General features: G+C 57.5%; 11 protein-coding genes and 1 tRNA gene. 7 read left to right on the top strand and 5 right to left on the bottom strand.

What is annotated here, in order from left to right; translation table 11 throughout:
* The first annotated feature begins 35 nt into the window (after positions 1-35).
* The 5 genes from pheS (at position 36) to RIN61_RS21615 (ending at position 4,299) form a co-directional block, all read left to right on the top strand.
* Positions 36-1,052 (top strand): phenylalanine--tRNA ligase subunit alpha, encoded by a 1,017-nt coding sequence (gene pheS, locus RIN61_RS21595; protein ID WP_112252431.1) that lies wholly within the window; start codon positions 36-38, stop codon positions 1,050-1,052.
* Between the two features lie 31 nt (positions 1,053-1,083).
* Positions 1,084-3,465 carry a phenylalanine--tRNA ligase subunit beta gene (gene pheT / locus RIN61_RS21600; RefSeq protein ID WP_313853973.1) on the top strand — a complete coding sequence of 794 codons (2,382 nt, stop codon included), beginning with the start codon at positions 1,084-1,086 and terminating at the stop codon, positions 3,463-3,465.
* A gap of 4 nt (positions 3,466-3,469) precedes the next feature.
* Positions 3,470-3,772, top strand: coding sequence for an integration host factor subunit alpha (gene ihfA, locus RIN61_RS21605; protein WP_003250679.1), 303 nt, complete (start codon positions 3,470-3,472; stop codon positions 3,770-3,772).
* The gene (locus tag RIN61_RS21610; protein ID WP_003250681.1) at positions 3,753-4,109 is read left to right on the top strand and encodes a MerR family transcriptional regulator; all 357 of its coding nucleotides are present in this window, start codon (positions 3,753-3,755) and stop codon (positions 4,107-4,109) included. Before ihfA ends, RIN61_RS21610 begins: the two co-directional genes overlap by 20 nt.
* A gap of 113 nt (positions 4,110-4,222) precedes the next feature.
* Positions 4,223-4,299: transfer RNA gene (locus RIN61_RS21615), tRNA-Pro, on the top strand.
* Positions 4,300-5,030: 731 nt separating this feature from the next.
* Here RIN61_RS21615 and RIN61_RS21620 read toward each other — a convergent pair.
* Positions 5,031-6,314: an McrC family protein gene (locus tag RIN61_RS21620; RefSeq protein ID WP_313853975.1), complete on the bottom strand. Its 1,284-nt coding sequence runs from the start codon at positions 6,312-6,314 to the stop codon at positions 5,031-5,033.
* On the bottom strand, positions 6,311-8,392 hold the full coding sequence (locus RIN61_RS21625; protein WP_313853976.1) for a DUF8426 domain-containing protein: 2,082 nt from the start codon (positions 8,390-8,392) through the stop codon (positions 6,311-6,313). The genes RIN61_RS21620 and RIN61_RS21625 overlap by 4 nt, the downstream gene beginning before the upstream one ends.
* 388 nt (positions 8,393-8,780) lie before the next feature.
* Between RIN61_RS21625 and RIN61_RS21630 the strand changes: the two genes are divergently transcribed.
* Complete coding sequence (locus RIN61_RS21630) at positions 8,781-9,746, top strand: hypothetical protein (RefSeq protein WP_313853978.1); 966 nt, start codon at positions 8,781-8,783, stop codon at positions 9,744-9,746.
* Between the two features lie 124 nt (positions 9,747-9,870).
* Here the strand turns inward: RIN61_RS21630 and RIN61_RS21635 are convergent, their stop codons facing one another.
* Both RIN61_RS21635 and RIN61_RS21640 read right to left on the bottom strand, forming a co-directional pair.
* A complete protein-coding gene (locus RIN61_RS21635) occupies positions 9,871-10,134 on the bottom strand; it encodes a DUF3077 domain-containing protein (RefSeq protein ID WP_003250694.1) in 264 nt (87 codons plus the stop codon).
* Positions 10,135-10,299: 165 nt separating this feature from the next.
* The gene (locus RIN61_RS21640; RefSeq protein ID WP_112253799.1) at positions 10,300-10,542 is read right to left on the bottom strand and encodes a hypothetical protein; all 243 of its coding nucleotides are present in this window, start codon (positions 10,540-10,542) and stop codon (positions 10,300-10,302) included.
* A gap of 543 nt (positions 10,543-11,085) precedes the next feature.
* On the opposite strand from RIN61_RS21640, the gene RIN61_RS21645 reads away from it, so the two are divergent.
* Positions 11,086-11,754 (top strand): HD domain-containing protein, encoded by a 669-nt coding sequence (locus tag RIN61_RS21645; protein ID WP_313853982.1) that lies wholly within the window; start codon positions 11,086-11,088, stop codon positions 11,752-11,754.
* Positions 11,755-12,566: 812 nt separating this feature from the next.
* Here the strand turns inward: RIN61_RS21645 and RIN61_RS21650 are convergent.
* Positions 12,567-13,604 carry a GGDEF domain-containing protein gene (locus tag RIN61_RS21650; RefSeq protein WP_313853985.1) on the bottom strand — a complete coding sequence of 346 codons (1,038 nt, stop codon included), beginning with the start codon at positions 13,602-13,604 and terminating at the stop codon, positions 12,567-12,569.
* Between the last annotated feature and the right edge of the window lie 118 nt (positions 13,605-13,722).

Genomic DNA, 13,722 nt, shown 5'->3' on the forward strand with positions numbered 1-13,722 from the left:
AGCTCTTCCCCTATTTTCGTATCTGGAGTCTGTACATGGAAAACCTGGATGCGTTGGTCTCCCAAGCCCTAGAGGCCGTGGAGCGCGCTGAAGACATCAATACCCTGGAACAGATCCGGGTTAACTATCTCGGCAAGAAAGGCGAGCTGACCCAGGTGATGAAGACCCTGGGCAACCTGCCAGCCGAAGAGCGGCCGAAAGTCGGCGCGCTGATCAACGACGCCAAAGAGCGCGTCACCGTTGTGCTCAATGCCCGCAAGGCCGCCTTCGAAGAAGCAGAGCTCAGCGCTCGCCTGGCTGCCGAATGCATTGACGTCACCCTGCCAGGCCGCGGCCAGGCCACCGGTGGCCTGCACCCGATCACCCGTACACTCGAGCGCATCGAGCAGTTCTTCACCCATATCGGCTACGGCATTGCCGAAGGCCCAGAGGTGGAAGACGACTACCACAACTTCGAAGCGCTCAACATCCCCGGCCACCACCCGGCCCGGGCGATGCACGACACCTTCTACTTCAATGCCAACATGCTGCTGCGCACCCACACCTCGCCGGTGCAGGTGCGGACCATGGAGTCCAGCCAGCCGCCAATCCGCATTGTCTGCCCGGGCCGCGTATACCGCTGCGACTCGGACATTACCCACTCGCCGATGTTCCACCAGGTCGAAGGCCTGCTGATCGACCGCGATATCAACTTCGCCGACCTCAAGGGCACCATCGAAGAATTCCTGCGCGTGTTCTTCGAGAAAGAACTGGCGGTACGTTTCCGCCCATCGTTCTTCCCCTTCACCGAGCCGTCTGCCGAAGTCGACATCCAGTGCGTGATGTGTTCCGGCAAAGGCTGCCGCGTGTGCAAGCAGACCGGCTGGCTGGAAGTGATGGGCTGCGGCATGGTGCACCCGAACGTGCTGCGCATGTCCGGCATCGACCCTGAAGAGTTCCAGGGCTTCGCCTTCGGCATGGGCGCCGAGCGCCTGGCCATGCTGCGCTACGGCGTCAACGATTTGCGTCTGTTCTTCGATAACGACCTGCGGTTCCTTGCCCAATTCCGCTAGGCCCAATCGACGCACATTCTAGGAGAACAGCATGAAATTCAGTGAACAGTGGCTGCGCGGTTGGGTAAACCCGCAAGTCTCCCGTGACGAACTGGTCGCCCGCCTGTCCATGGCCGGCCTCGAAGTCGACAGCGTTACCCCCGCTGCCGGCCAGTTCAGCGGCATCGTCGTGGGCGAAATCCTCGCCACCGAACAACACCCGGACGCCGACAAGCTGCGCGTGTGCCAGGTAAGCAACGGCCAGGAAACCTTCCAGGTCGTGTGCGGCGCCCCTAACGCCCGCCCAGGCATCAAGATTCCGTTCGCCATGATCGGCGCCGAACTGCCAGGCGACTTCAAGATCAAGAAGGCCAAGCTGCGCGGCGTCGAGTCCTTCGGCATGCTGTGCTCGGCTGCCGAGCTGCAGATCAGCGAAGAGAACGACGGCCTGCTGGAACTGGCTGCCGACGCCCCGGTTGGCGAAGACATTCGCCAATACCTGAGCCTGGACGACGCCAGCATCGAAATCGGCCTCACCCCTAACCGCGGCGACTGCCTGTCCATCGCCGGCCTGGCCCGCGACGTCAGCGCCCTGTACGACACCCCGGTCACCCGCCCGGTAGTGCCAGCCGTAGCGGCTGCCCACGACGAAGTGCGCCCGGTCGAAGTCAGCGCCCCGGCTGCCTGCCCACGCTACCTGGGCCGCGTCATCCGCAACGTCGACCTGAGCAAGCCGACCCCACTGTGGATGGTCGAGCGCCTGCGCCGCAGCGACGTGCGCAGCATCGACGCAGCCGTCGACATCACCAACTACGTGATGCTCGAACTCGGCCAGCCGATGCACGCCTTCGACCTGGCAGAAATCAACGGCGGCATCCGCGTACGCATGGCTGAAGAGGGCGAGAAGCTCGTTCTGCTCGACGGCCAGGAAGTGGCCCTGCGCGCCGACACCCTGGTCATCGCCGACCACACCCGCGCCCTGGCCATCGCCGGCGTCATGGGTGGCGAGCACAGCGGTGTGAACACCGAAAAAACCCGCGACCTGTTCCTGGAAAGTGCCTTCTTCGAGCCGATTTCCGTCGCCGGTAAAGCCCGTTCCTACGGCCTGCACACCGACGCCTCGCACCGCTACGAGCGCGGCGTAGACTCGCAGCTGGCCCGCGAAGCCATGGAGCGCGCCACCCAGCTGCTGCTGGACATCGTCGGCGGCGAAGCCGGCCCGGTGGTCGAAGCCGTCAGTGAACAGCACCTGCCGCAAGTGGCCCCGGTCACCCTGCGCGCCGAACGCATCACCCAGATGCTCGGCATGGAAATGGACCCCGCCCAGGTCGAGCAGCTGCTCAACGCCTTGGAGCTGACCACCACCAACAGTGGGGAAGGGCAGTGGACGGTCAACGTGCCGAGCCACCGCTTCGACATCAGCCTGGAAGTGGACCTGATCGAAGAGCTGGCCCGCCTGTACGGCTACAACAACCTGCCGGTACGCTACCCGCAAGCCCGCCTGGCGCCGAAAGGCAAGCCAGAAACCCGCGGTGACCTGCCGACCCTGCGCCGCCTGCTGGTTGCCCGCGGCTACCAGGAAGCCATCACCTACAGCTTCATCGACCCGAAACTGTTCGAACTGTTCAGCCCGGGCGTAGAGCCGCTGCTGCTGGCCAACCCCATCTCCAGCGACATGGCCGCCATGCGCGCGTCCCTGTGGCCGGGCCTGGTCAAGGCACTGCAGCACAACCTGAACCGCCAGCAAGACCGCGTACGCCTGTTCGAAAGCGGCCTGCGTTTCGTCGGCCAGCTCGGCGACCTGCAGCAGCAGCCAATGATCGCCGGCGTTGTCACCGGCAGCCGCCTGCCAGAAGGCTGGGCCAACGGCCGCGACGGCATCGACTTCTTCGACGTCAAAGCCGACGTGGAAGCCCTGCTGGGCTACTCCGGCGCCCTGAGCGACTTCACCTTCAGCGCCGGCAAGCACCCAGCCCTGCACCCAGGCCAGACCGCCGCCATCGAGCGTGACGGCAAGCTGGTCGGCTACCTTGGCGCCATCCACCCAGAGCTGGCAAAAGCCCTGGACCTGGACCGCCCGGTGTTCCTGTTCGAGCTGGTGCTGGGCGATGTGGTCGAAGGCCGCCTGCCGAAATTCAGCGAGCTGTCCAAGTTCCCGGAAACCCGTCGTGACCTGGCTTTGATCGCAGGACGTGATGTAGCTTCTAGCGCGGTGCTTGAAGTAATTCGTGACAATGCAGGCGAATGGCTTACAGACCTCAGGCTGTTTGACGTCTACCAAGGTAAAGGTATTGATCCTGATAGAAAAAGCCTTGCCGTTGGCTTGACCTGGCAGCATCCATCGCGCACTCTTAACGACGATGAGGTGAACACTACCCTGCAAAACATCCTCACCTCGCTCGAACAAAGGTTGAACACCACGTTAAGGAAATAACGGCATGGGTGCTCTGACGAAAGCTGAGATGGCCGAAAGGCTGTACGAGGAGCTGGGGCTTAACAAGCGTGAGGCCAAGGAGCTGGTCGAGCTGTTTTTTGAAGAAATTCGGCACGCACTTGAAGAGAACGAGCAGGTCAAGCTGTCCGGTTTCGGCAACTTCGACCTTCGCGACAAACGCCAGCGGCCGGGCCGCAACCCCAAGACAGGGGAAGAAATCCCGATCACCGCACGGCGCGTCGTCACCTTTCGTCCAGGGCAGAAGTTGAAGGCCCGGGTTGAGGCCTATGCTGGAACCAAGCCATAACGACGAACTGCCCCCCATACCGGGCAAAAGGTACTTCACCATTGGTGAGGTGAGTGAGCTTTGTGCGGTAAAACCGCATGTGCTGCGGTATTGGGAGCAGGAGTTCGATCAGCTCAATCCCGTGAAGCGGCGGGGGAACCGGCGGTATTATCAGCGGCAGGATGTGCTGATGATTCGCCAGATTCGTGCGCTGCTTTATGACCAGGGGTTCACCATTGGCGGGGCTCGGTTGAGGCTTTCCAGTGATGAGGCCAAGGATGAGTCGAGCCAGTACAAGCAGCTGATTCGGCAGATGATTGTTGAGTTGGAGGATGTGCTGGTGGTGTTGAAGAAGTGACCTGGATTTTTGATGAGTGGAAATTTTTTTGAGAAAAAGCTTTCATTTATCAGGAGGTTAGGGTACATTCTTCAACGTTCTCGGTAGGATTGAGAACATGCTTCAAGCCCAGTCGGGGCGTAGCGCAGCCCGGTAGCGCACTTGCATGGGGTGCAAGGGGTCGAGTGTTCGAATCACTCCGTCCCGACCATTATTTAAACAACTAAGCCACCTTCGGGTGGCTTTTTTGTTTCTGGGTGTATTGGGATTGAGAAGGCTTCGCTTGTTCCATTAATCACGTACTGCGTAGGCGTTCCGTAAAGGGGTGGGCTACCCTGGTTCATTCGCTGTCCAGAGCGGATGCTCCCTGCGTTAAGCGATGAGGGCCGATGTGGGCGCACGGATTTGCGGGCTGAACTCTTTGTGTTGGAGCGTAAGCAGCTTGTCACTGGTCGTGCTACGGAGTGCGCATGCCATGTCTCGGGAGCGCCGGGGGGAACTGAACCCGCGTCCGCCATCCGCTAACGTATCGCTAGTTCATAAGCTACAACCTTGTGAGGTTGGAATGCTGTGGGTAACGACATACCCCCAAACAGGAATCTCGGCGGTGTAGGACATGGCGAGTTCTACAACCGCCGGAAATGGAGCTCACTGATCGCGTCCGCTTAAAAATACGCGGACACCATCGCCCTTAATTCTGGAGTTCGGAAGTTGAGTTTGCCGGACGCTTCTTTCTAAGGACGGAAGCTAACTCTTGGGACCATTCAAATAAGCTTTGGTAGAAACGTTAGCCATCTACAGCTGCCTAGCGTCTTGCCGGATTCACCATCACTGTCGACAAGGACGATAAGAAACGTCGCTCTGCTAAGCCGACTCTCGGCTCAAAGATGCGACTCAGAGGAAAAACCTGGCGGAGCCTGTCAAGGGTGGCAAGATGGATTTCTAGTTTGGCGTCTGAATGGGAACACAATGCCGCTCATCCACGACCAACCGCCCGGCTTCCAGGTCAAACGGCAACACCCACAGCCGCAAGCCTCTCCCGTAATCGAAAGCAGGTAGTCCCGCCTGCAGACCCGACCAACACGGGTAAACTAAAAAGAGGTTAGGTACGCCCCCATCTGTACGGTATTGATGGCCATAGGCAAAAAGCTGATAAAAATCCGCTTGGCTCAGATGATAGTTTTTCTCGTGTTTCTCCGCGTCGATTCGCTTCCACTTAGTATCCAAAATCCACCGCTGTGCAGGCAGATCGATCAAAATATCCGGTCGCAGGCAAAACATCTGCCGATCATCATGCTCGCACAGATATTTGCTCCGCGATTGGGCGGTCATCTTGGCTTCAGGTATGAGGTTACGTTGTAGCCAATCCTGCACATAGCGCTCGAATAGCCGTTCCATTGGGAACAGCAAGCTCATGCCGGCGGTTCGACCAACCAGTGCTAGGGGAACGTGCTGACTAAGGATCAGTTCGCACCAGGGTTTAACCGGTCTGTAGTGACTCATCAACCGATCATCGCTCCAGGCCTGTAGGTCTTGAGCGATATTGCGGCTACCTCGAATGCTTGCCGTTAATGCCTGTAGTTCAGTTGCAAGTCGCCAGTTTCGGGGGCTAGTCGTGAGTTTCGCAACCTGGTCCAGCGCAAGCTTAAGCAGGCGGTTCTCAGCACGGTCCGGTAAGAATATGTCATGGCGAATTTGAAAGTGGTGCTGTCGCCCCGGTGGCTGGCGCATTTGCGCTACCACATTCAACTGACCTCTGAGGTAACGCTGCTCTTCCTCGACCCGTTCGTAATCAAAGCGTATGCCGCGCTTGAGCAACAAATCGAGCTCGTTTAGGAACTGCTCCATCACCCACTCGCTGAGTGGTGCATCAAACGCTTCGACGTTTGCAGCTCCTGCTTTTCGCGGTTTCAGTTGAAGCGCGTTTTGAATCAGCTTACGTAGCAACTGGCGACTTTTTGCTACGCAGCCATCCTCCTCGTGATGCTTAGGGAGGATTTCCAAACGGGTGCCACAGGGGGTTTCCAGCACCCCGACATACGAGTCCCACTTCAAAGTGCGCCGATTTGTAAGCTTTAGGACGCTTGCGCCACTGGCTTCCGAGCACCCGCTGAAGTCACACAGCCAATCGAACGCGCTTTGTGAGACCTGGGCTAAATCGAGCGAAGGCTGCACTTCTTGTGTCGTGAGGCGTGCGTATTCGCGGATCGTGACGGTTGTTTTCACGATTCTTGATTCTGTAGGTGGCTAAGTAGCTGACGCCCCAAGCGACGGGTGTTTAATCTATTGCCGGTCTCTCCGTGCATGCTCAACCCGATCGTGTTCGCCAATTCCCGTAGCGCTGGGTATGTGGGTTGTTGTCGCTGTCCTTGGCGTAGTACTTCGATGGAGCCACTGGCGAGTTCTCGCAAGACCAAATCGCCCGATGAGGCTTCGCGCTTTACGGCTTGTACGCTGCTCGGCAGCTGGATGTCGAGAATGCTGAGGTAGGCTTCCAAGCGTTGAAAGGCTTCGTCGTTTAATTCCCAAGACGCTTTCTCAAGGCCGAGAGCGATTTCGCTACCAAACAAAGCTTCCGCTTGGCTCGGGCGCTGTTGGACGAATTGATCACAGCTTGGCTTGCGATGGTCATTGAGGATCCAGGCTATGCGTTGCCAGTCCTCGAAGAAGTATTCCTGCAGCAATGGAAGAATCTGATTGTGAAAAATCTCTTCCAGCCGCGTGATCGAATTGTCGTTTTGCAACGGCATGAAATAGGCATGACCCAAGCGGTGATCCCTATCCAGCAGCGCTTCTATCCGCTGGTTCATCACGCGCAGCAGTTGTCCGATGTTGAGTTGACCATTAATCACCACATCGTCTAGCAGCTCGGGTTTGGGTGGCATTTCCCGGAAAGTAAAGCGGCGTCGTAGAGCAATATCCAGACCTGCAAGCGAGCGATCGACAGTGTTCATTGTGCCGATCAGAAACAGGTTGCTGGGGACGCTGAACGGTTTTTTCGAATACGGCAGCATCACGGAGAGTGCTTCATCGGCATCGGCTCGCTTGCTGGGCTCGATCAAGGTGATGAGCTCGCCGAATATTCGAGACATATTGCCGCGGTTGATTTCATCGATAATGAGCACTCGCGCATCATTGAGCCTTGGCGCCTCGGTCGGCTCAAGCAGACGCTCCACTAGCGCTGCGAAAAGGTTCTGATAGCCGTTGACGAGGTACTTCTCTAGGTCGGACTCGGCTACCCGTTCGAATACCCGTTTCTGTCGAATGTCCTCAACCGTTATACGGCCGCCCTGAACGTAGGTGAGGAGCTGGCGGATGATGCTCAACGGCAGTGGCAGACTGCCCCCGCTAGGCTTATCGAATTCGATTTGTTCGCTGCCAACTTTACGCACTACATAGCTGCCGAAACGTTGATCGACTTGCAGAGCGAGCTCTCCGCTACTGGCTACGTTACCGAGAAGCCCGGCCAGCTTGTCCCGGTCCAAGGTGGTGCTGCTCATCTCATACAAGGTCATTTGGCTGAACTGGCCGTTGAGCAACTCGGTGTGCGGCAGGGAAGGGGCGTACTCACGTAGCCACTTCACTGAGCGCATCTGCGAGTAGCCGGCATCGAACTCTGGGTGAGGCTTGTACTGGTAATCGCCGGTCACCTCTGCGATCGCGCGGAATTTGAAGTTGCCATCGGATACGACGATCAAATCACCAATCTTCATACGCGTAACGAAGGCTGTGACGCTGGTGATGCCATAGTCATTGGCCGGGTTGGCGGGCATTACGCCAGCTGAAGCGAAACGTTGTTGCACTTCCAGGCGGCTGGTACACCCGGAAAAGTCAATAGCATCGCCATACCCGAGCAGCACGTAGCCGCCCTGTAGGCACTCCTGATAAACGTGGGAGTCATCCCCTAGTGTATTACCGAGGGACATCTTCCAGACACGTCGTCCCCTAAGGTCACTTGGGCCTTGAGCTTGGTGCGTCACCTTGGCTGCTGCGGCTTCACAGATTGATTTGAAAACACCATCCACGACTTCATAGCGCAATTGTTGGGTGCTTTCATCGGTCATGGCGCGCAAGCCCTCTACGAAGTCTTCGTAGCTGAAGCTTTGGTGGAATGTGACGAAGCGAATCCGTTCTTGCTGGACGAGTTCATCGAACCGACGCTTGAGGACGGCGCGGTTTTTTGAGTGCTCCCGCAGCGTCTCAGGGTCCAGAATCTCCAGAGCTAAGTCGATCGTCGCATAGGTTTTCCCGGTACCGGGTGGACCAAAGAGGATCTGGTTAAGTGCCACGCCGCGTTGCTTCAATGCAAATACTCCATGCCAGTGGATCCGCTCGAGAGCGCGCCGAACGCTGGCGTTCTCCGAGACCTTCGACCCAGATGCGATGGCGAGCGCCGTGGTTTGCTGCTCTGTAGCGCGGGGTGAAGGCGTAAGGTGTGCCAATCCTACACCGGGATCGGCCCTTTCCTACAGATGTAGGTTCGCATTCGATGGGGGAGACACGCCGAAGATGAACTGCCTGACCTTAATCCAATCCTCCATGAGCCCGCTGCTAATGCACTCCTGATCATCACTGAAAATTTGATGGAGGCGTAAGGGTAGGGCGAGTCTTATGCGAACCGCTTATGTTTTGAGGTCTAACTAGGTAAGCTTGCGCGGTTGGGTTGAAAAACATTGGAAAGGAGTGCAAGGGATGTCTGAGCAGAATAAGGAGTTGCTGGATAAGATTCACCGCCAGCTAAGCGGGACTGAATCGGATCTGTCGTCAGACGGGAGGAAATCGATAAATTATCATATATCTAACATTGCTGCCGATATTAGGAAATGGTCGCGAGAGCGTAGGGATGATCGTGATAGTCGGACAGAAACCACTACGTGGGCGCTGGGTATTCTGGCCATATTCGCGTTTGCTCTGATTCAGCTTGGCGGGCAGGAAACTTCTGACTTCGAGTGGGTGCGGCAGAACCGAATCGCAATTAAGATTTGGGGTGTAGTACTGGCCGCGGTTTACATTGGTGTGTCGGTGGAACGTTCAGAGTTGGTGAAGTCGATCTGGATGTTCTCATTTACCAAACTCGTTGCCTCCCTTGCAGCTTCAGGGTTGATCGTATATTCGACGGGTAAGGCTGCAAGCGCTATCAATGGTGTGTTTGGCGTTGATGCCTCGGTGTTCCCTGTCACGCTAGTGTTTACGACTGCAATTATCCTATTTCATTTGGTGGCGCCTTTTTTGCTTGGCATTTCAGTGGCGGCGCTTGTTCATCTTTTCAATTTTATCGGGTGGGTCAAAGCTCAATTCGATGGTCCGAATTACCGGTTGCCTCCTTTTCACTCAGCCATGTTTCTGGTGGTTGCTGTTATTCTTATGTTTCAGGGTTGGGCGTGGTCGAAGAATGAGCTGAGCATGGAAAGACTTCCCGAAAAAATCTATCTAATTGCCTACAAGCTAGATTTTAACGAGAAGCATCAGTGTGGTAACTTGAAGAAAGATGTGTCTGTCGTCTATTTGGGGGCAGATCAACAAAGCGTACTTGCGAACCCTACAAAACTGAGGGATTTTGATTTTTCTGACTTTTTCTCTGCGACGGTTAACGTGCCAGCACATTTCTTTAAGATGAAGTGTGAATATCCTAGCTATGATCAAACTGAGAAGACCTAAAGCCATGGACCCTCTACCGACGCTCTTCACCGACCGCCTCACCTTCTGAAGATGAGTAGCTGGAGCGCCTTCAAAACGGGGGATGGACCTAGGCTTTGAAGGCATGCAGTGAGAGGAGGGTGAATCAGCGCATCATGCCCAGCTCGGCATCATCCATCAGCGCCTTGGCCAATGCGCAGAGGTAATGCGAAGCCCAGATCAGCTGGGGTTTGTCTTCCATCAAGCCGTCCAGGGTCATATCCCGCGCGTAGCCCATAAGCTCCGAGGCTTGTTCGCGGGCGCTCTGGCAGGGGATACCGGCTTCAATGCGGAACAGCGGATGGGTCTGGTTTTCGCCTTGGTAGAAGGTGGTTTTGCCGACGGTGAATTTGGTTTCTTCTGTGGACATTGTTCTATCTCCCCGAAATCTCTAGTGCCTGGTCTGGCCTCATCGCCGGCAAGCCAGCTCCCACAGGTACTGCACAGGCCTCGAGATCTGTGGCGCAGCTCAGATCTACGTGGGAGCCGGGCTTGCCGGCGATAGGGACAGCCCAGGCGACACATCAATGAAGCCTTAGTGCAAGGTCCTAGGCTCAGTGGGCATCTGCACCTGGACTATTGCGGACTCAAGCAAAGCTCGCAGCGTCTCCAGCTCATGCATCGAGGCCATCATCAGAATCGACGCGGGCGATTTGGGCTGCAGCAGTATTGCCTGATGCACAACGGTAGCCGCGCATAGCGCGTAGTCCGTGGCTTGGATCAGAGTGTCTTCAAGGGATAGAACGTTGTGGGGTGGATCAGGGACTATTTTCAGCATAAACCCTCTCAGTGCCTTTAAGGGCTGCCGCAGATCCGCTGTCAAACGGAAGGGTGGCAGCTGTTTGTGGGTTGACAGACCGGGGGCACTGAGAATCCCGGCGCACACAGAGGTGCCCCACGCACAGCTGCCATAACTGGCATTGCACATGCTCTCAGTGAACCACGGCCTGTCAAAACCGTGCCGCCAATTGGTAGCGGCAGGTCGAGACTATGGTTCACGATTTCCATGTGCAACGAAAAATAGGCGCAGGGAGTATCTTTGGGAAATGGCCTACAAGGAAGGGGTTAATTCTGACTTTTTTCGCCCATCCACCTTCACAGCATGCAACGCCGGCTGCTCTGTTAACGGTTTGTGGCTCTCAAAAAGCTTTCCACTCACGAATCCCTGTATCCAGTTATGTCGCGATGCCAACAAACGACCCAGCATGGACTTTCACCACTCAAGCCCTGAAACTGACCCGCTCGCATCTGGGCCGTGGCAGGTCATGGGTCTGCCCCCTTACAACGGACGCCAAGTGACAGCCAATGGAATGCACCAACGATGACTATCGAAGCTTTTGCCCCGTTCCCGCGCTTTGCCGCTGACCTGATGAAGTACTTGCCAGCCGACCAGCAGGACGGTTCCCACGACCTGTCCCACATCCATCGCGTATGGGTCAACGTACAACGAATACAGCGCGTAGAAGGCGGCGACCTGGAAGTGCTGCTTGCAGCGACTGTGCTGCATGATTGTGTCGCGGTAGAAAAGAACTCGCCCTTGCGTGGGCAGGCGTCAACGCTGTCTGCACAAAGGGCGGCGTCAATCCTGGCTGATATGGGCTGGCCCTTGCAGCGCATCGAGCAGGTGGCGCATGCGGTCAAAACCCACAGCTACTCGGCTGGCTTTGAACCACTCACCCTTGAGGCCAGGATTCTTCAGGACAGTGATCGCCTGGACGCCATAGGTGCAGTGGGTATCGCCCGGTGTTTTTACGTCTCCGGGCGAATGGGGTCGGCGCTGTACGATTTCGAGAACCCTGCTGCGCTGGGGCGGGAATATCAGGACAAGGCGTATACGGTCGAGCATTTTCATACCAAGCTGCTCAAGCTTGCGTCAGGGTTTAAAACTGGTGAAGGGGCTCGGCTGGGTGCTGAGCGGCATGCTCGGCTTGAGGTGTTTCTTGGGGATTTCATGGATGAGATTGGGGCGGGTGGGGCAGGGCTGAAGTGACGCGGTTTGGGGGGATTGGCAGGTTGTTTGTGGCGTGAGGCAGCTGCCTAAGAGCTGCATACGACTGATTGGTTTTGCAGGTGTATTTGGGATGTAGCCAGGTCTTGGGCTTTGCGGGCGGCGGGTAGATAGCTGTGGCCGCGTGGCTCTGGGCAGTTTGTTTAGGCGGGGAAGAATTTGGCGGGGCATGGCACCGGCTGCGCCGGTGTTCGCGGCTGAAGCCGCTCCCACAGAGGGGGTGGGGCTGCTGAGTGTTTTGAGGACGGGCTGCTCGTGGAGACTGCTTCGGCGATGCCATGCGGTGTGTTGGGGTGTTCGTGGGCATGTCGGGCTGCAGCATTGTCGGCCGCTCAGCGGCAGGGTCAGGGGTTACTGGTTAGGCTATCGGTGCGGTGATGCACCGATGTGCTGGGCCTTCTTGTACCAGGTCTGCTGATTAGTGAGTGGTATGCCGTGTTTTGGGCGGGGTCGCACTGGATGGCACGGGCTGCGCCCGTGTTCGCGGGCGCGCCCGCTCCCACAGGGATTGCGTCATCTTTTGGAATTTGAGCAAGCAGTTGCTTCCACAAGGATCGCGTCATGTTTTGGAGTTTGAGCAGGGCAATGGCTTTCACTGGGGCGCGGCACTTTTTTGGAGTTTTTGCTGGGCGGTTGCTTTCACAGGACGCGCGCAGGGTTTGAGCGCTGTGCTTGTGGCCTTTGGATGATCCAGCTTTGGCGGAAAGGGCATGCCTAGTGGGGCGGCTCGGGGAAATGAATAGCCGGGCTGACGTGCGAGTTAGAGATGCCGTGCAGCCCGGTTCGTGCTCGTCTCAGAGCGGCGGCGCTACATATACAACCCGGTCACGCCCGTTCTGTTTGGCGGTATAGAGCCCCTTGTCGGCGCGTTCCAGTGCGTCATCCAGCGTTTCACCCTTGGCGAACAGGGTGCACCCTATGCTCAAGGTTACGTTCAACTGACCACAGGACAACTGCATCGGGCTGGCACCCACCTGTTCGCGAATCCGCTCAGCAATCCGTGTCAGCTCTTCACTGTCTTTAACGTGCAAAACAGCGACAAACTCCTCACCCCCATGGCGCACCAGCAGGTCGTCGGGGCGCAGTGCTGCGCGCAGGCGACGGGCAGATTCGCAAAGCACTTTGTCACCGCCGCCATGGCCGTACTTGTCGTTGATGGCTTTGAAGTGATCCAGGTCGGCATACACCGCACCCAGTTGTAAGCCGTTCACCTCCGCCAACCGCCGTTCATGCTCTTCAAACGCCGACAACGCACCGCGGTTCCACAGTTGCGTCAAAGGGTCGAGCAGGGCTTTGCGCTGCTCGCGATCCATTTCAAGGCGCAAGTCGCGGTTTACCTGCGCCAGGGTGCGCAGCTGCAAGTATCCCTCGGCGAGCGTGGCCAGGTCCCTGAAGTTCGCTTGCTGAGCCTCGCTGAGCACGCGCGGGCGCGGGTCGAACATGCACAGCGTACCGATGGCTTTGCCGTTACCCGCGCGCAAGGGGTGGCCGGCGTAAAAGCGGATGAAGGGCGGGTTTAGCACCAGCGGGTTATCGACGAATCGCCCGTCGCACTTGGCGTCGGGCACCATCAGGGTACCCTCGCCGAGAATGGCGTAGCCGCAGAAGGAAACACTGCGCGTCGTTTCGCTTGCCTCCAGCCCGATGCGGGCCTTGAACCACTGTCGGTCCTGGTCGATCAGGCTGATAAGCACGGTATCCACGTGGGCCAGGTCCTGGGTGAGCCGCACCAGGGTATCGAGGTAATGCTCGGCTGGCGTGTCGACCAGGTTCATGTCATCGAGCGTGCGCTGGCGCAGCGCTTCGTCAGCGGGTAAGGGGCAAGCTGGCATCGTGGGTCCTCTATTCCTTGGTTGGCGGCTTCTGCACCTGGCTGGGGCACGTTCGCTGTGTCGTCGAAACAAGCACAGCATAGGATATGGCGTGGCACACGGTCGGCCGGTCATTTCT

Origin of the sequence: Pseudomonas inefficax (assembly GCF_032164165.1) — a bacterium.
Classification (GTDB): Bacteria; Pseudomonadota; Gammaproteobacteria; order Pseudomonadales; family Pseudomonadaceae; genus Aquipseudomonas; species Aquipseudomonas inefficax.

What these genes read in the sequence shown, in the direction of transcription:
- RIN61_RS21635 (WP_003250694.1), bottom strand. Translation starts at nt 10,134, where the DNA reads ATGTCCACAGAAGAAACCAAATTCACCGTCGGCAAAACCACCTTCTAC.
- RIN61_RS21640 (WP_112253799.1), bottom strand. Translation starts at nt 10,542, where the DNA reads ATGCTGAAAATAGTCCCTGATCCACCCCACAACGTTCTATCCCTTGAA.
- RIN61_RS21630 (WP_313853978.1), top strand. Translation starts at nt 8,781, where the DNA reads ATGTCTGAGCAGAATAAGGAGTTGCTGGATAAGATTCACCGCCAGCTA.
- RIN61_RS21610 (WP_003250681.1), top strand. Translation starts at nt 3,753, where the DNA reads ATGCTGGAACCAAGCCATAACGACGAACTGCCCCCCATACCGGGCAAA.
- RIN61_RS21645 (WP_313853982.1), top strand. Translation starts at nt 11,086, where the DNA reads ATGACTATCGAAGCTTTTGCCCCGTTCCCGCGCTTTGCCGCTGACCTG.
- pheS (WP_112252431.1), top strand. Translation starts at nt 36, where the DNA reads ATGGAAAACCTGGATGCGTTGGTCTCCCAAGCCCTAGAGGCCGTGGAG.
- RIN61_RS21650 (WP_313853985.1), bottom strand. Translation starts at nt 13,604, where the DNA reads ATGCCAGCTTGCCCCTTACCCGCTGACGAAGCGCTGCGCCAGCGCACG.
- ihfA (WP_003250679.1), top strand. Translation starts at nt 3,470, where the DNA reads ATGGGTGCTCTGACGAAAGCTGAGATGGCCGAAAGGCTGTACGAGGAG.
- pheT (WP_313853973.1), top strand. Translation starts at nt 1,084, where the DNA reads ATGAAATTCAGTGAACAGTGGCTGCGCGGTTGGGTAAACCCGCAAGTC.